Below are 15,846 nucleotides of genomic sequence, written 5' to 3' on the forward strand. Positions count from 1 at the left end.
GGAGGAACGAAGATGAAAGTTTTAATGTTTGGATGGGAATTTCCTCCCAAAATATATGGTGGTCTTGCGGTTGCTTCTTATGGAATAACTAAGGGATTAAGTTTGCAGGGTGATGTGGAAACTACTTTCTGCATGCCAAAGCCGACGGGTGAAGAAGAGGACTTCTTGAAGATAGTGGGCATGAACCAGGTGCCTATCGTGTGGCGTGATGTCGATTACAATTATTTGAAGTCGAGGCTGACGCGCAACATGACACCGGAAGATTATTATTCTTTCCGCGACCATATCTATTCGGATTTCTCCTATATGCACGTCAATGACATAGGCTGCATGGACTTTGCCGGTGGTTATCCCGGCAACCTGCACGAAGAGATAAACAACTTCTCGGTGATTGCCGGAGTAGTGGCCCGCCAGCAGGAATTTGATATTATCCATGCCCACGACTGGCTGACGTATCCTGCCGGAGTGCATGCCAAGATGGTGAGCGGGAAGCCGCTCTGCATCCATGTCCATGCTACGGACTTTGACCGTTCACGTGGAAAAGTCAATCCTACCGTCTATTCTATGGAGAAGAACGGTATGGACTATGCCGACTGCATCATGTGCGTGTCCGAACTGACCCGCCGCACGGTTATTGAGCAGTATCATCAGAACCCCAGGAAGGTGTTTGCCATGCACAATGCCGTCTATCCTCTCTCACAGGAATATCAAGATATTCCGCGCCCAGCACACGACAAAGAGAAGGTTGTGACCTTCCTCGGTCGCATCACTATGCAGAAAGGCCCGGAATACTTCGTGGAAGCAGCTGCCATGGTACTGAGGCGTACGCGTAACATTCGCTTCGTGATGGCCGGTTCGGGCGATATGCTGAATGCCATGATTAATCTGGCTGCCGAGCGGGGCATCGCCGACCGGTTCCACTTCCCGGGCTTCATGAAGGGCAAACAGGTATATGAGGTTTACAAGAACAGTGATGTATTCGTTATGCCTTCCGTTTCCGAGCCTTTCGGTATCGCTCCGCTGGAGGCCATGCAGTGTGGAACTCCTTCCATCATTTCCAAGCAGTCAGGATGCGGTGAAATTCTCGATAAGGTCATCAAGACCGATTATTGGGACATTCATGCAATGGCAGATGCCATCTACTCCATCTGTACGAACCCTGCCCTTTTCCAATACTTGCAGGAAGAAGGCAAGAAGGAAGTGGATGGAATTACCTGGGAAAAAGTGGGACTGAGAATCCGCGCCCTTTACGAGGATGTGTTAAGAAACTATGGTAAATAACAAAAACAATAATAGAAATGAGAACTATCTGTCTTTATTTTGAAATACATCAAATCATCCATCTGAAACGTTACCGTTTCTTTGATATAGGCAACGACCATTATTACTATGATGATTATGCCAACGAAATCAGTATTAACGACGTGGCCGAGCGTTCGTATATCCCGGCATTGAACACCCTGATTGAAATGGTGAAGAATTCGGGAGGGGCGTTTAAAGTGGCTTTCTCCATTTCGGGGGTTGCGCTGGAGCAGTTGGAAATACATGCACCGGCTGTCATCGACCTGTTGCACCAGCTGAATGATACCGGTTGCTGTGAGTTCCTTGCCGAGCCTTATTCTCATGGCCTTTCTTCTCTGGCCAACGAGGATTGCTTCAAGGAAGAGGTGATGCGGCAGAGCGCTAAGATGAAGCAAATGTTCGGTAAGGCGCCGAAGGTGTTCCGTAATTCCAGCCTGATTTATAATGACGAGATTGGTGCGATGGTGGCAGCTCTGGGATTCAAGGGTATGCTGACGGAAGGAGCCAAGCATGTTCTGGGTTGGAAGAGTCCGCACTATGTATACCATTGCTCTATGAATCCTAACTTGAAGTTGCTGTTGCGTGACTTTAAGCTGTCTGACGACATCAGCCTGCGCTTTTCCAACTCCGAGTGGAACGAGTATCCTCTGTTTGCCGACAAATACATCAACTGGATTGACGCTCTGCCACAGGAAGAGCAGGTCATCAATATCTTCATGGAGCTCTCTGCTCTGGGTATGGCACAGCCGTTGTCTTCCAATATTCTGGAATTCCTGAAGGCTCTTCCATACTGTGCCAAGGAAAAGGGGATTACTTTCTCCACACCGACGGAAATCGTTACCAAACTGAAATCTGTTTCCCAGTTGGACGTTCCATACCCGATGTCTTGGGTGGACGAAGAAAGAGATACCAGCTGCTGGCTGGGTAACGTGATGCAGCGTGAAGCATTCAACAAGCTGTACAGTGTTGCCGAACGTGTCCATCTCTGTGATGACCGCCGTATCAAGCAAGACTGGGATTATCTGCAGGCAAGTAACAACTTCCGTTTCATGACTACCAAGCAAAGCGGTGTCGGTTTGAACCGCGGCATTTATGAATCTCCTTTTGATGCTTTTACCAATTATATGAATATTCTTGGTGACTTTATCAAACGTGTCGATTCTCTCTATCCGGTGGATATAGATAACGAAGAGCTGAATGCACTGCTGACCACTATCCAGAACCAAGGTGCCGAGATAGAGGAACTGCATAAGGAATTGGAGAAAGCACAGGCCAAGTTGGAGAAAATAAAGGCTGCAGAGAAGAAAGAGAGCAAGGCTACAGCTAAATCTGCCGCAGAAGAACCGGCAAAGGCCAAGGCTCCTGCCAAAAAGCCTGCTGCAAAGAAAACAACTAAAAAGGTTGCTGAATAATATCGGCAGCTTGCCCCGTCAATCATAAAAAAGCCTTCCGCTCATTGTAGAGCGGAAGGCTTTTTTTATGGAATATCTGTCAGTTACTTGTTGAAACTGGTGTATGTAACTTCTATCTGCAGCGGAGATTCCACTTCGCCTTTTGCATTCTCTTTCGGACCGCCTTTTAGTTTGGCATATCCCGGCTTGAGGTCATTCTGGATACCGGTCATGGTTTTGTTGCCGCTACTGCTTGTACTGTTGTCATAGGTAATGGAAACCGGAATCAACAATACCTTATCCCAGTCTTCATTTTCTTTGTTCCAAGTTTTCTCCCACTCTGTCTCATTCCAAGAACTGCCGGCTTTGTCTTTGGCGGCTTTCTTGGCAGCTTGTTTTTCGTTGATGCAAGTGGTAACCAAACGGGCTATGTTGCTGAATACATATTGATTGGTAGCAAATGCATTGTGGGTTGTTGTAAATGAGGTAATATTATCCCTGACTTTGTTCTCTTCAAAGAAGCTCTTCAAGTCCTGCTTACGTATCAACAGCACGTCATTAGGAGCACTCATGCTATATTCGTAGTTACTGTTTATATTGTAATTCGTGAAAGTCAGCTTCACGGCATTCAGGGTGTCATTGGTCAGTTTGTTGTATATCTCGTCGTATGGCATGATAGCTTCGGTGAAGATACCGGCAGGAGATTTGATATAAGTATGTTGGGGTTCGGCAGCCTTTTCCTTTATCAAATCAGAATTCATGAACTGGTTTGCCTGGATAACCTCTTTGGTAGAGGCAAATATCGTATTTATTACATATCTCAAGGAATCACTTCCGTCTTTCTTTTTTAGTGCTACGCCAGTTGTGTCATTTGTGTAGTGTGTACAAAGTTCCATTTCTAAAGCTACGTAGTCTACATAGAGGATGGTTCCATCTCCGTAATCGCTCTTTACATATACTCCTTTGAAAACCTTGTCTATGAAAGTTGCGGCGTCTTTAAAGTATTCGGGATGCTCGCGATAAACCTTCAATATTCTGTCTTCGCCGAAAGTTTTCTTGTCCAATGGGAACGTTACATTGGGATAGAAAGTATAATAACCATTATTGTCTTTTTCAAATCTCACAGAGTCCGGAACAGATGTATCGAAAGCTGAATAAGCCTTGCGGCCGAGCAGGGACTTGGGGTCGTACTTGTTGTAGTACTCTTCCGGATTGATATTGGTATAGCGATTTTTGTCCAGCTTCTTGTCCAGTTCATAGATACTCATCCGGCATGCATTCAGGGAGTCGCCGAACCAACTGGAATAATAGACTGCCAGTTGCACAGAGACTACCGAGTCGCCTGCCATTATACCGGTAGCTTTTGTCGGATTTCCTTCGCTGTCCCGTTCGGTCACTTTATACACTTCCGGAAGGGAGAAGTTCTCCGTACAGTTCAACTCCGTAAGGAAACTTGTTTCGTAATAACCGAATTCCGGGTCGGAAAACTTGCCTATATAGCCAGTACTCGTTTTGGCAAATACGGAATCAACGGCAAATGAACGCGTTGTTACATCAAAAGTAGTAGTATGCGCTGACATGTCGTCAGAATCGGGCAACATACCCAGGCCTAATGTACCGGTGTTGTCATCGCATCCAAAGAAAGTCAGGACTGCCAAAAGCAATGTTCCCAGATATCTTACTTTCATAGTTTTAACTGTCTAAATCGATTTTATTTTTGTTCTGTTTCCCATACCTTGTCGTAGAAGTCATTGCAGGCTTCAGCAAAGTTTTCGGGAGATTGATATTCCAATACCGGCTTTCCGGATTCGCGGGCATAGTTCAGTACGTCCTCATTGACGTGTTCGCTTTGCTGGATAATGCCGTCGGAGAAGTCCGCGGCCAATTTGCAAAGTGCTGTGTAGTCAATGGGTTCCTTCAATCCTGCCACATCTTTTTTGGTGATGCCTTTCAACAGCAGCTTGTTAGAGAAGTCTGTGTGGAAAGGTTGTTTGAAGTCATCTTCATAAAGGGAAAATATGACCTTGGCATCTCTGAAGGAAGGTTCGTCTTTATAGGCTTTCTTGATGTACAGAGGCGCTAAAGCGGTCATCCAGCCGTGACAGTGGATGATGTCGGGGCACCAACGCAGTTTCTTCACTGTTTCCAGTACGCCGCGGGCATAGAAGATGGCACGGGCGTCATTGTCTTCATACTCTTCACCATTTTCGTCTGTTACTTGCAAGCGGTTCTGGAAGTAGTCATCGTTGTCGATGAAGTATACTTGCATACGTGCAGATTGGATAGAGGCAACCTTGATGATGAGCGGGTGATCGGTATCGTCAATGATAAGGTTCATGCCGGAGAGTCGTATCACCTCATGCAGCTGGTTTCTGCGTTCGTTGATATTTCCCCATTTGGCATAAACGTTCTGATTTCTCTGCCTTTTTCTTGAATAGCCTGAGGTAGGTTTCTGCCTACAAGGGACATTTCGGATTCTGAAACGTAAGGGGTAATTTCTTGGGTTATAAATAAAACCTTGTTCGCCTTTGTCATAATAACAATGTTCTCAATTATTCTGCAAAGATATAAAAAAAATCGGGCAATAAAGCAAACGGAGCCCGTCTATAATTCCTTATGAATTGTTAACTGCTTGTTATTCAGTGATACAGCTGCTTCTGGAATTGTCGAAAAGTGTACTGAGTTTTGCATTAATTTGCGATATTTCTTCTTTATATGCTAAATAATGGTTTATTTTGCACCGCTTTTGCGAACAACCAAGTTATTATATAACCGATTAAAATGGAAATAGTACATACTATCAAGGACTTGCAGGCCGGACTTTCGGCTTTGAGAGCCCAGGGAAAGAAGGTGGGTCTGGTACCTACGATGGGTGCCTTGCATGCCGGTCATGCCTCATTGGTGAAACGTTGTGTGGCAGAAAATGACGCTGCCGTAGTAAGCGTTTTTGTAAATCCGACCCAGTTTAATGACAAGAATGATTTAGTGAAATATCCCCGTACGCCGGAGGCTGATTGCCGTCTGCTGGAGGAGTGTGGAGCGGCATTTGTCTTTGCACCTTCAGTGGAGGAGATGTATCCGGAACCGGATACCCGCCATTTCAGCTATGCGCCGCTGGACACAGTGATGGAAGGGGCATTCCGTCCGGGGCATTTTAATGGCGTCTGCCAGATTGTGAGCAAACTGTTTGATGCTGTGCAGCCGGATCGTGCCTACTTCGGTGAGAAAGATTTCCAGCAGCTGGCAATTATCCGCGAGATGGTCCGCCAGATGAAGTATCCTTTGGAGATTGTAGGCTGTCCGATTGTGCGTGAGGAAGACGGGTTGGCTTTGAGCAGCCGCAATGCCCGTTTGTCTGCCGAAGAACGTAAAAATGCACTGAAAATTTCGCAGACTTTATTTGAAAGTCGTACCTTTGCAGCCTCACATACGGTAGCTGAGACGCAGAAGTTTGTGGAAGACACCATCGCAGCCGTCCCCGGATTGCGCTTGGAATACTTTGAGCTGGTGGACGGCAATACCTTGCAGAAGATTGCCGATTGGGAGGAAACCTCATACGCTGTGGGTTGTATCACGGTGTTCTGTGGGGAAGTCCGTCTGATCGACAACATCAAGTACCAATGACTTTGATTGCCCCAAACAGTTAGGCTGGCAAGAGATTTGTAAATTGTAAATCATAAAATTGTAAATGTATGATGATTGAAGTGCTGAAGTCGAAAATCCATTGTGCCCGTGTCACGGAAGCGAACCTGAACTATATGGGAAGTATAACGATTGATGAAGATTTGATGGATGCCGCCAACATGATTGCCGGCGAGAAGGTGTATATAGCCGACAATAATAATGGTGAACGTTTTGAAACCTACATTATCAAGGGCGAGCGTGGCTCCGGCAAGATTTGCCTGAACGGTGCGGCAGCCCGCAAGGTACAACCTGATGACATCGTTATCATCATGTCCTACGCGCTAATGGACTTTGAAGAAGCCAAGTCGTTCAAGCCGACGGTGATTTTCCCCGATCCGGCAACGAACAAGGTGGTGAAGTAGTCTCATTATTGAAATATGAAAACAGAGTCCCGTTTGCGATTTGTTATCAGTAGACGGGGCTTTGTTTTATCCGGAGTTCAACGGAAGGGGCGAAGCCCTAACTCCCGACAACTCCCGTGGGCAATATAGGATAAGTCAGGGAAAAACAAAATATTTCACCTGTATAGACTGGATTATTACATTTTTCTGTAATTTTGCATTCGGATTGAGTAAATTCCGTCCAATACATATTAGAAATATCGAGGCGTTATGTTCTCATCTTGTGTATACGAAGCCTGAAAAACGTTCAAACAAAGGGAACAATAAAGGTCGTAATGGCCTTCACGTATAGTGTGGGGATGTTATTTCTACATCTGTTTCTAAAGGTCTTCTCAGGGCTTATATATAGAAGTGGAGCGTACGGTTCCACGCTTTGTGGTTTAATTAGATGCTCATAGGAATCGAGGGCAGAGAAATAAATTATGGGACTTTTTGATAAAATTTTCCAAGTTGCACCAGAAGAAACCAAGTTGACCCAACAAGAGGCTTTTGCCGGAATTGCCATTGCAATGCAGGTGCGGACGGCAGTATCGCAGAATCGGAATGGGCAGGTATTGTAAGCTACATTCGTCGTCTTAGATTATACGACAATTTTTCCGGTCCGGCTTTTGACAAGCTATTCGACAAATTATTCAAGATTTTAAAGAAAGACGGTGCAGGTGCTTTGGTGAAAGCTTCAACCGAAAACCTTTCTGACGACTTGAAACTCACAGCTTTTGCTTGTGCCGTGGATATAGCTCTTGCAGACGGTGTTCTTGAAGAGGAAGAAAAAGAGATTATCAATCAATTGGCAGAAGCCCTGTCTATTCCTGAAAAAACAGCTATTTCCATCATAGAGGTTATGATTATCAAGAACAAGGCATAATTTGCTTGCTTGGAATTGAAGTTAGCTGAAACAATTCTTGCTTCATTGGCTTCTTTCCTTTTTTAAGAAAAGGTGGCTTGGTATGAAATCAAAGCTTATTTTATGTGTACTGTTTCTTATAGGCAGTGTCTCGTTTGTGGCAGGGTCGTACAATCTTTATGGCTTGTATGATAAATCAAATAAAATGGAACATGCCATAGGGGTCGTAACGCATTTGAAAACGGAAAGGACATATCGTCACCGAAGAGCATACTACAAGCGTACAGCGCGCATTCAATATGCCACAGAACTTTACAAGACCCATGTAAGGATGCAATTGCACAATCCTTTTATACTGCAGGGGAGTGAAATCTCGTTGTGGTATTGCCCTGACCGTACTGAGGAGGTGGTGATACCTTCGGAAGAAGGCTTTATATGGGGGAGTGCGTGGGCGTTTGGTGTGTTTTGTCTCTTTTTAGTAATAGTAATTATAAAAAACGAAAACATGAAAATTAAGATTGGGATATTCAGAGCAGCCCTTATGCTGCTATGCTTGGCAGGAGTAACGCCCGTAATGGCTCAGTTTAACGTAAAGAAAGCATTGAGCGGAGGCATAAAGGCCGTAAAGGCAGTAACCTTGACTGATAAGCAGATGGCTGAGTATGTGAAAGAGTACATAGATTGGATGGATAAACACAACCAGGTTTGTGCGGATGACGATCCATATACAATCCGTTTGAAAAAACTGACAGAGGGATTGACCGATGCAGATGGAATACCTTTGAACTTCAAAGTGTATTATGTGATTGATGTCAATGCTTTTGCTTGCGCAGACGGCAGTGTACGTGTCTTTTCTTCGTTAATGGATATTATGACCGATGAAGAGTTGCTGGGAGTGATTGGCCATGAAATAGGTCATGTGGCGCACAGGGACTCAAAAGACGGTTTCCGTACTGCCTTGCTGACATCTGCGTTAAAAGATGGCGTTTCGTCGCAGGGAGGAAAAGCGGCGGCTTTAACCGAATCTCAGTTGGGGGATTTGGGAGAGGCGTTGGTTAATGCCACTTACTCACAAAAACAAGAACGTGAAGCCGATGATTACGGTTATGAGTTCCTGAAAAAGGCGGGCAAGAATCCTTGGGCTATGGCGTTGTCATTTCAAAGGTTGAAAAAGATGCAGGAAGAAGCCGGGGCGCAGAAAAGCAGTAAGTTGAATCAATTATTCTCCACCCACCCTGATCTGGATGTCCGTATCAAGCGTATGGAAGAACGTGCCACAAGTGAGGGCATTGAAAAACCTGCAAATACGATGCCCGAAACAGCCAAGTGACCGGGTCGTATATAGCTACGTGTAACTTTGTCTCCCCAATGGACTAATCTCATTGTCGTTTATGGGTGGTGACACATGGAAAATGCTTGCGAAAAAGAGATGGAAGACATCTTCCATTCTCTTTTCGCAAGCATTTTCGGGACATTCAGTAAATGTCTTTAAACAGTAAGATGGCATATGAAGATGACTTGCTAATATCATCTCATATGCCATTTTTATTATCTATTTTTTCTCTCTGACCTAAAATCTTCTCCTTTTGGTCACGATGTTCCGGAAGAGGCCTGAGACTTCTTCTAATAGATTCTTTATACTTAATGAATATCCCTCTTTATTGAAATATGGAAATAAAGCCCCGTTTGCAATTTATCTGTAAACGGGGCTTTGTTTTTACTTCTGATTCTTCTCCGCAGGGTTCGTATGAGAATGAGGAGCCGATTTAATCTTGTCAAGTAAATACAGAATCTCAGTTTGGACATCGAAATTATATCTTTGGTAATCCTGATAGGTAGGCATCAAGTCCGGATAAAGTGTGTGGGCACGCCGGTCTTTGCCCGGAAAGCATATTTGTATGGAGTTGGAGATAGAGCCTTGCATGCCGGTATAGGGTAGCCGGAATAAGGTTTGTTCCATATAGGTATTGGGGGCTTGCCCGCTGGGTATTCCTACAAGGGTAGCACCCATTTTCCACAGATAGAAAGTATAGTGGAAAGCTGCACTGAAGGTACGTTCGTTGGTAATGACGTAAATGTGTTCCGGAGTATAGAGCGCCTTTCCTTGTTGCTTTCTCAGTTCTTCCGGCACACTGGACATACAGTTCTCGATGAAGTCGGTCCGTCGTTGTTCTATGTTTGTGGTGTCTGCTTCGTCCGTACCAAAAGTGTAGTCGCCGTAGACATAGTCTGTTCCGTATGCTTGGTTGAAATCCTGCAAGTTTGTCTGTAGCTTTTGCATGTAGAGGGGAGAGATGATACGATAGAATTCTATATCCATATCCGTTTGCAGGAAGCGGTCGCCGAACAGTTGGTAGAGTGTGGGTAGGACAATCGGAGTCCAGCCGCCGCTATTGTTGCGCAAATCTATGATGAGGGTGGAGGAGGCCTCCTTCTTCATCTCTTTCAGCATATGGGCGAAAACTTCGGAAAGGGACGGGAGTTGCCGAATGGCCTGCAGGGTATCGGCGGGCATATCTTGTTTCAGGATATCCTGATAATAGAATTCTATTTGCCGGTATAAATCTTTCAGCCCTTGTTTTTGCATATACTCAAAATTATCCCGTGCCATGATACTGTTGATATTGATGAGCATTATTTGCTTGTCGTTGTCTATGAATTGATAGGCCAGTTGTTTGTCTGTATGAGCTTTCCAACTGTTATTGTGTTGCATGGGTGTGTTTTGCACTTCCTGCCTTGACAATAAGGGAAGGGTTAATCCTCTTGATTTGCCGTCGGGAGTAAGAAGTGAGAGGTGAAGGTTGTCTTTCATTTCAGGGAAAAGCTGTCTCAAGAAATGTTCCGTAGGCATGGACCTGCATAGATTGGCATAACGGTCATATAGGTTTTCACTGGCTTGGATAGCGGCAGTGCGGGCCAGTACCTCTTCTAAAGAATCTCCGTTGATGGTTGTGATACGGCTACCTAACAAGTCTTTGTACGTTTCAGGGATTTTTTGAAGTATAATGCCGTCGGGAATGGTGCGTACTTCCAGTGCCAGGTAACGCTGATTTGCTTGTTGATTGGCTGTGGGAGGTAAAAGGTAGGTGTGTCCGTCTTGCAGATTGGATAGGAAAATGCTTACCTTGTCAAAAAAGGTCTGTTTCGTACCGGGAGTCCGGCGTAACTCGTTCTCCAGATGGAAAGCTTGTTCGTAGAAGAATACTTTTCCTCCGAAGCCGCTGTAAGGGTCGGGATGGGTTGCTGCCAGTTCTTTTACCAGATACCGAAAGTCTGAAGCAAGGGAATCCCCGTTTAGGGGCTCTTGGGCGCTTGCCAATAGGGAAGCCAGACAGAGAAGGAGGGATAGATAAATACGTTTCATATTCTTGAAATATTAAGTTGTATGTTAGACGGGGAAAGTAGAGGGAGAGGTTGCAGTAGAATAAAAAAGGTGGAGTTCGTATGTCTCCACCTTTCATGACAGATTCTTATTTTTTTAGTTGTTCGTTCATTGCCGCTGCCGCCTTTCGCCCGTCTCCCATGGCAAGGATTACGGTAGCGCCTCCGCGGACAATGTCGCCTCCGGCAAAGATGGTCGGGATGGACGACTGCATGTTGTCGTTGACGGCAATCGTTCCCTTCCGGCCCAATTCCAGTCCCTTGATGGAGCTTGGGACAATCGGGTTGGGAGATACGCCTACGCTGACGATGGCAAGGTCGATGTCGATGGTTTCCGTGGCTCCGGGGATGGGTACGGGACTGCGGCGTCCGCTAGCGTCGGGTTCACCCAGTTCCATCTTCTGAAGCACCACTTGTTTCACTTTTCCTTGTTCGTCGGCAATGTACTCGATTGGGTTGTGGAGGGTCAGGAACTCCACACCTTCTTCCTTGGCATGTTTTACCTCCTCGATACGTGCCGGCATTTCCTCTTCCGAACGACGGTAGATAATCATGGCACGCTCTGCACCGAGACGGCGTGCGGTACGCACGGAGTCCATGGCTGTATTTCCACCACCTATCACGGCTACGCATTTGCCGAAAGGAACCGGAGTGTCGGAGTCCTCGCTGGCGGCATCCATCAGATTGACACGGGTCAGGTATTCATTGGACGAGAGGATATTGATGGAGTTCTCGCCGGGGATATTCATAAAGTTGGGCAGTCCGGCGCCGGAAGCTACGAATATACCCTTGAAGCCTTCCTCTTCCAGCTGTTCCACGCTGAGCGTCTTGCCGATGATGCAGTCCTTGACGAATTCCACTCCCATTTTGGCAAGGTTGTCAATCTCCACATCCACCACTTTGTTGGGCAGGCGGAACTCCGGAATGCCGTATTTCAATACACCGCCAATCTCATGCAGTGCTTCGAAAACGGTAACGTCATAGCCATACTTCGCCATGTCTCCGGCAAATGACAGACCAGCGGGACCCGAACCGATGACGGCAACTTTGATGCCGTTCTTTTCCTTGATTTCCGGTACGGAGATTTGCCCGCTCTCCCGTTCGTAATCGGCGGCAAAGCGTTCCAGATAACCGATGGCTACCGGTTTCTCGTTCATCTTCAGGTGTATACATTTGGATTCACACTGCTTTTCCTGCGGACAGACGCGACCGCAGACCGCAGGCAGTGCGCTGGTTTCTTTCAGTGTCTTGGCAGCTTCGAGGAATTCTCCGCGCTCAATGTTCTTGATGAAGCGGGGGATGTCGATACCTACGGGACAGCCTTCCGTGCAACCCGGATTAGCACAGTCCAGGCAACGCTTGGCTTCGGTCAACGCCTGCTCTTTCGTCAAGCCTTGGTTTACCTCTTCCTTGCGGCTGTGTGAGCGGCATTCCGCATCCAGTTCGTTCATTACCACGCGGGGTATGGCGGTACGTTCTTTCGGTTTCATCGACTTGCGCAGCTCCTGGCGCCAGGTAGCGTTGCGGCTCTTCTCGTCAGCTTCTTGCGCATCTTCGCCTGTAGCTTGGCAAGTGTGGTGTTCTTCCAGTTTGTGCATCTCCTCGCGTTCGATGCTCTTGAAGGCCCCCATGCGTTTCAGCATCTCGTCGAAGTCCACTTGGTGCCCATCAAACTCAGGACCGTCCACGCATACGAATTTGGTCTTTCCTCCGATGGTGATTCGGCAAGCACCGCACATGCCGGTACCATCTACCATAATCGTATTCAGGGATACATCCGTGGGGATTTCGTATTTCTTTGTCAGCAAACAAACAAATTTCATCATGATGGCAGGGCCGATGCAGAAGCATTTGTCCACCTTCTCGCGCTTGACGACCTCTTCCACGCCTTCCGTCACCAGGCCTTTGCGTCCGTAAGAGCCGTCGTCGGTCATGATGATGACTTCGTCGGAACTTTCGCGCATCTCTTTTTCAAGGATAATGAGTTCCTTGGTGCGTCCGGCCAGCACGGTGATGACGCGGTTACCGGCAGCTTTCAGCGCTTGCACGATAGGGAGCATGGGAGCTACGCCTACGCCACCTCCGGCGCAGACCACGGTTCCGAAGTTCTCGATGTGAGTGGCTTGTCCCAACGGGCCGACAACATCCGTAATGTAATCGCCTTCGTTCAGTTCGCAAAGACGGGTAGAGGAGAGTCCGACTTCCTGAACCACCAGCGTGATAGTTCCCTTTACCGGGTCGGCTTCTGCAATGGTAAGCGGCATACGTTCGCCTTTTTCGCCTACACGCACAATGACAAAGTGTCCTGCCTTGCGTGATTTGGCTATTAGTGGTGCTTCAATGACTAACTTGAAGACCTTTTCTGAAAAATGTTCTTTGCTAATGATTTTATTCATTATCTAATAATTTTGTTGGTATAATAACGTAATTACTGTCAGAATGTTATGTTTTGCAAATATACGGGTTATTTGTTAATAACAAAGAAAGGGGATGGAAAAAATGATGAAGGTGGGGGAGTTGAGGGGGGGATGGCACACAGATAACACAGATAAGACAGATGACCACAGATTAATTATTCATAGCAACAATTATCTGTGGTCATCTGTCTTATTCTTTTTTTATAGCATAAAAGATGTAGCTTTTAGTCAATTATCTCGAATCCGGTATACGGTACCAGCGCTTTCGGGATGCGGATACCTTCTGGTGTCTGGTTGTTTTCCAGCAATGCAGCAACGATGCGTGGCAGTGCCAATGCAGAGCCGTTCAGCGTATGGCAGAGTTCTGTCTTCTTTTCTGCTGTACGGTAGCGGCATTTCAGGCGGTTGGCCTGGTAAGTGTCGAAGTTGGAGACGGAGCTTACTTCCAGCCAACGCTTCTGTGCTTCGGAATATACCTCGAAGTCAAAGCAGAGGGCGGCCGTGAAACTCATGTCACCACCGCAAAGGCGCAGGATGCGGTACGGCAGTTCCAGTTTCTGAAGCAGTCCTTCCACGTGGTCCAACATTTCCTGGTGGGATTGCTTGCTGTGTTCCGGCTTGTCGATGCGTACTAGTTCCACTTTGGAGAATTCGTGCAGGCGGTTCAGGCCACGTACGTCTTTTCCGTATGAACCGGCTTCACGGCGGAAACATTGCGTGTATGCACAGTTCTTGATGGGCAACTGCTTTTCGTCCAGAATCACATCGCGGTAGATGTTGGTTACGGGGACTTCGGCGGTAGGAATCAGGTAGAGGTCGTCCACCTCGCAATGATACATTTGCCCTTCCTTATCGGGCAGCTGTCCCGTGCCGTAGCCGGAAGCGGCGTTCACCACTGTGGGCGGCATTATTTCCGTATAGCCGGACTTGCGTGCTTCGTCCAGGAAGAAGTTGATGAGTGCGCGTTGCAGTTGTGCGCCTTTGCCTTTGTATACGGGGAAGCCGGCACCGGTAATCTTTACACCCAGGTCAAAGTCTATCAAGTCATATTTCTTGGCCAGTTCCCAGTGGGGCAGGGCGTCTTTGGGCAGTTCGGTTTCCATACCGCTCATTTTCTCTACCACATTGTCGTCGGCACCTACGCCTTCGGGCACGCTGTCGTAGGGAACGTTGGGGATGGTATAAAGTAAAGTCTGCAAATCGTTGGCAGCCTGGTCCATATTGGCTTGTAAGTCCTTGTTGACTTCTTTCAGCTCGGCCACGCGGCTTTTGGCGGCTTCTGCTTCTTCTTTCTTGCCCTCCTTCATCAGTTGCCCGATGGATTTGGAGAGTGAGTTGGCTTCTGCCAGGTTTTTATCTAAGATGGTTTGATTGGCTTTTCTTTTGTCATTGAAGTCCAGCACTTGTTCGATGGTTTCTTTCGCATTCTTGAAGTGCTTCTTTTCCAGTCCGCGGAGAACCGCGTCGGTGTTTTCTGTAATTTGTTTGATGGTAAGCATATCTTATACTTGTTTTTATGTTATTCGGTTTTGTGAGTGCAAAGATATGGAAAAAACAAATAAAGTGTTGCTTTTGACATAAAAGAAAGGGATGCAACCCATTCGGATTGCATCCCTTTTCCTTATTTCTTGTTCGGAAACTTATGCTTCTGCATTTTCTGCAGGGATAACAGAAACTGAACGTCTGTCTTCCTTGCCCACTTTGAACTGTACAGTTCCGTCTACTAAAGCGAAAAGAGTGTGGTCTTTTCCCATACCGATGTTGTTACCCGGGTGGAATTCAGTACCTCTTTGACGAACGATGATGTTGCCTGCTTTGCAAGCTTCGCCACCAAATATCTTAACGCCTAATCTCTTACTCTGTGATTCGCGGCCGTTCTTAGAACTACCGACACCTTTTTTATGTGCCATTTCTTCTTACTGTTTTAATTGATTAAGCTACTACTTCTGTAATTGTTAACTCTGTGAATTGTTGACGGTGACCGTTCAACTTGCGATAACCTTTTCTTCTTTTCTTGTGGAAAACGAGAACTTTATCGCCTTTTACCATGTTTGATACGACCTGGCAAACAACCTTTGCACCCTCTACTGTGGGAGCACCTACGGTGATGTTGCCGTCTTTGTCTACCAAAAGAACCTTGTCAAACTCTACTGTTGCACCGTTTTCTGCATTCTGGATGTGGTGTACAAACAGCTTTTTGCCAGCTTCTGCTTTAAATTGCTGACCGTTGATTTCTACAATTGCGTACATTTCTTATATATAATGTATAAGTTAGCTCCGTCGGGTGGTCTCTAATCACTTAGAAAGCACTTGGTCGAACCCGGTGCGGAATAATCGGGCACAAAAGTACTCTTTTTATTCTAAATGGGCAAATGTTCTTTCGTTTTTTTTATCCGTCTTTTTCCCGCCTGAGCCGTATGAAGAGT

The 15,846-nt window shown here is 46.4% G+C and carries 13 protein-coding genes and 1 pseudogene; 7 read left to right on the plus strand and 7 right to left on the minus strand.

The window, feature by feature from the left end; translation table 11 throughout:
• Positions 1–12 precede the first annotated feature (12 nt).
• Complete coding sequence (locus JCM16496_RS05165; protein ID WP_025832794.1) at positions 13–1,281, plus strand: glycosyltransferase family 4 protein; 1,269 nt, start codon at positions 13–15, stop codon at positions 1,279–1,281.
• A gap of 17 nt (positions 1,282–1,298) precedes the next feature.
• On the plus strand, positions 1,299–2,714 hold the full coding sequence (locus JCM16496_RS05170; RefSeq protein ID WP_025832796.1) for a glycoside hydrolase family 57 protein: 1,416 nt from the start codon (positions 1,299–1,301) through the stop codon (positions 2,712–2,714).
• A gap of 83 nt (positions 2,715–2,797) precedes the next feature.
• On the opposite strand, the gene bamH is transcribed toward JCM16496_RS05170, so the two are convergent.
• Together bamH and JCM16496_RS05180 are read right to left on the minus strand one after the other, a co-directional pair.
• Positions 2,798–4,381 carry a BamH family beta-barrel-assembly machinery protein gene (bamH, locus tag JCM16496_RS05175; RefSeq protein WP_025832798.1) on the minus strand — a complete coding sequence of 528 codons (1,584 nt, stop codon included), beginning with the start codon at positions 4,379–4,381 and terminating at the stop codon, positions 2,798–2,800.
• A gap of 23 nt (positions 4,382–4,404) precedes the next feature.
• Positions 4,405–5,228, minus strand: a pseudogene (locus JCM16496_RS05180) (glycogen/starch synthase).
• A 246-nt stretch (positions 5,229–5,474) separates the two neighbouring features.
• On the opposite strand from JCM16496_RS05180, the gene panC reads away from it, so the two are divergent.
• The 5 genes from panC (at position 5,475) to JCM16496_RS05200 (ending at position 8,952) form a co-directional block, all read left to right on the plus strand.
• The gene (gene panC, locus JCM16496_RS05185) at positions 5,475–6,317 is read left to right on the plus strand and encodes a pantoate--beta-alanine ligase (protein ID WP_128809457.1); all 843 of its coding nucleotides are present in this window, start codon (positions 5,475–5,477) and stop codon (positions 6,315–6,317) included.
• A 68-nt stretch (positions 6,318–6,385) separates the two neighbouring features.
• Complete coding sequence (gene panD, locus JCM16496_RS05190) at positions 6,386–6,739, plus strand: aspartate 1-decarboxylase (RefSeq protein WP_005823568.1); 354 nt, start codon at positions 6,386–6,388, stop codon at positions 6,737–6,739.
• 461 nt (positions 6,740–7,200) lie between these two features.
• Positions 7,201–7,338 carry a hypothetical protein gene (locus JCM16496_RS23045; RefSeq protein ID WP_209441605.1) on the plus strand — a complete coding sequence of 46 codons (138 nt, stop codon included), beginning with the start codon at positions 7,201–7,203 and terminating at the stop codon, positions 7,336–7,338.
• Positions 7,339–7,343: 5 nt separating this feature from the next.
• Complete coding sequence (locus tag JCM16496_RS05195) at positions 7,344–7,643, plus strand: tellurite resistance TerB family protein (protein ID WP_244440254.1); 300 nt, start codon at positions 7,344–7,346, stop codon at positions 7,641–7,643.
• Positions 7,644–8,127: 484 nt separating this feature from the next.
• Positions 8,128–8,952 carry a M48 family metallopeptidase gene (locus JCM16496_RS05200; RefSeq protein ID WP_128809458.1) on the plus strand — a complete coding sequence of 275 codons (825 nt, stop codon included), beginning with the start codon at positions 8,128–8,130 and terminating at the stop codon, positions 8,950–8,952.
• Between the two features lie 387 nt (positions 8,953–9,339).
• On the opposite strand, the gene JCM16496_RS05205 is transcribed toward JCM16496_RS05200, so the two are convergent.
• The 5 genes from JCM16496_RS05205 to rplU form a co-directional block, all read right to left on the minus strand.
• Positions 9,340–10,986 carry a S41 family peptidase gene (locus JCM16496_RS05205; protein WP_025832802.1) on the minus strand — a complete coding sequence of 549 codons (1,647 nt, stop codon included), beginning with the start codon at positions 10,984–10,986 and terminating at the stop codon, positions 9,340–9,342.
• A 106-nt stretch (positions 10,987–11,092) separates the two neighbouring features.
• Positions 11,093–13,399 carry a bifunctional dihydroorotate dehydrogenase B NAD binding subunit/NADPH-dependent glutamate synthase gene (locus JCM16496_RS05210; RefSeq protein ID WP_025832804.1) on the minus strand — a complete coding sequence of 769 codons (2,307 nt, stop codon included), beginning with the start codon at positions 13,397–13,399 and terminating at the stop codon, positions 11,093–11,095.
• Between the two features lie 245 nt (positions 13,400–13,644).
• Positions 13,645–14,919: a serine--tRNA ligase gene (gene serS, locus JCM16496_RS05215; protein WP_025832806.1), complete on the minus strand. Its 1,275-nt coding sequence runs from the start codon at positions 14,917–14,919 to the stop codon at positions 13,645–13,647.
• A 141-nt stretch (positions 14,920–15,060) separates the two neighbouring features.
• Complete coding sequence (rpmA, locus tag JCM16496_RS05220) at positions 15,061–15,330, minus strand: 50S ribosomal protein L27 (protein ID WP_005828893.1); 270 nt, start codon at positions 15,328–15,330, stop codon at positions 15,061–15,063.
• A 22-nt stretch (positions 15,331–15,352) separates the two neighbouring features.
• Positions 15,353–15,670: a 50S ribosomal protein L21 gene (gene rplU, locus JCM16496_RS05225; protein ID WP_005828892.1), complete on the minus strand. Its 318-nt coding sequence runs from the start codon at positions 15,668–15,670 to the stop codon at positions 15,353–15,355.
• Positions 15,671–15,846: the final 176 nt, after the last annotated feature.

Origin of the sequence: Bacteroides rodentium JCM 16496 (genome assembly GCF_000614125.1) — a bacterium.
In the GTDB taxonomy this organism is placed as follows: domain Bacteria; phylum Bacteroidota; class Bacteroidia; order Bacteroidales; family Bacteroidaceae; genus Bacteroides; species Bacteroides rodentium.

What these genes read in the sequence shown, in the direction of transcription:
- JCM16496_RS05165 (WP_025832794.1), top strand. Translation starts at nt 13, where the DNA reads ATGAAAGTTTTAATGTTTGGATGGGAATTTCCTCCCAAAATATATGGT.
- JCM16496_RS05170 (WP_025832796.1), top strand. Translation starts at nt 1,299, where the DNA reads ATGAGAACTATCTGTCTTTATTTTGAAATACATCAAATCATCCATCTG.
- bamH (WP_025832798.1), bottom strand. Translation starts at nt 4,381, where the DNA reads ATGAAAGTAAGATATCTGGGAACATTGCTTTTGGCAGTCCTGACTTTC.
- panC (WP_128809457.1), top strand. Translation starts at nt 5,475, where the DNA reads ATGGAAATAGTACATACTATCAAGGACTTGCAGGCCGGACTTTCGGCT.
- panD (WP_005823568.1), top strand. Translation starts at nt 6,386, where the DNA reads ATGATGATTGAAGTGCTGAAGTCGAAAATCCATTGTGCCCGTGTCACG.
- JCM16496_RS23045 (WP_209441605.1), top strand. Translation starts at nt 7,201, where the DNA reads ATGGGACTTTTTGATAAAATTTTCCAAGTTGCACCAGAAGAAACCAAG.
- JCM16496_RS05200 (WP_128809458.1), top strand. Translation starts at nt 8,128, where the DNA reads ATGAAAATTAAGATTGGGATATTCAGAGCAGCCCTTATGCTGCTATGC.
- JCM16496_RS05205 (WP_025832802.1), bottom strand. Translation starts at nt 10,986, where the DNA reads ATGAAACGTATTTATCTATCCCTCCTTCTCTGTCTGGCTTCCCTATTG.
- JCM16496_RS05210 (WP_025832804.1), bottom strand. Translation starts at nt 13,399, where the DNA reads ATGAATAAAATCATTAGCAAAGAACATTTTTCAGAAAAGGTCTTCAAG.
- serS (WP_025832806.1), bottom strand. Translation starts at nt 14,919, where the DNA reads ATGCTTACCATCAAACAAATTACAGAAAACACCGACGCGGTTCTCCGC.
- rpmA (WP_005828893.1), bottom strand. Translation starts at nt 15,330, where the DNA reads ATGGCACATAAAAAAGGTGTCGGTAGTTCTAAGAACGGCCGCGAATCA.
- rplU (WP_005828892.1), bottom strand. Translation starts at nt 15,670, where the DNA reads ATGTACGCAATTGTAGAAATCAACGGTCAGCAATTTAAAGCAGAAGCT.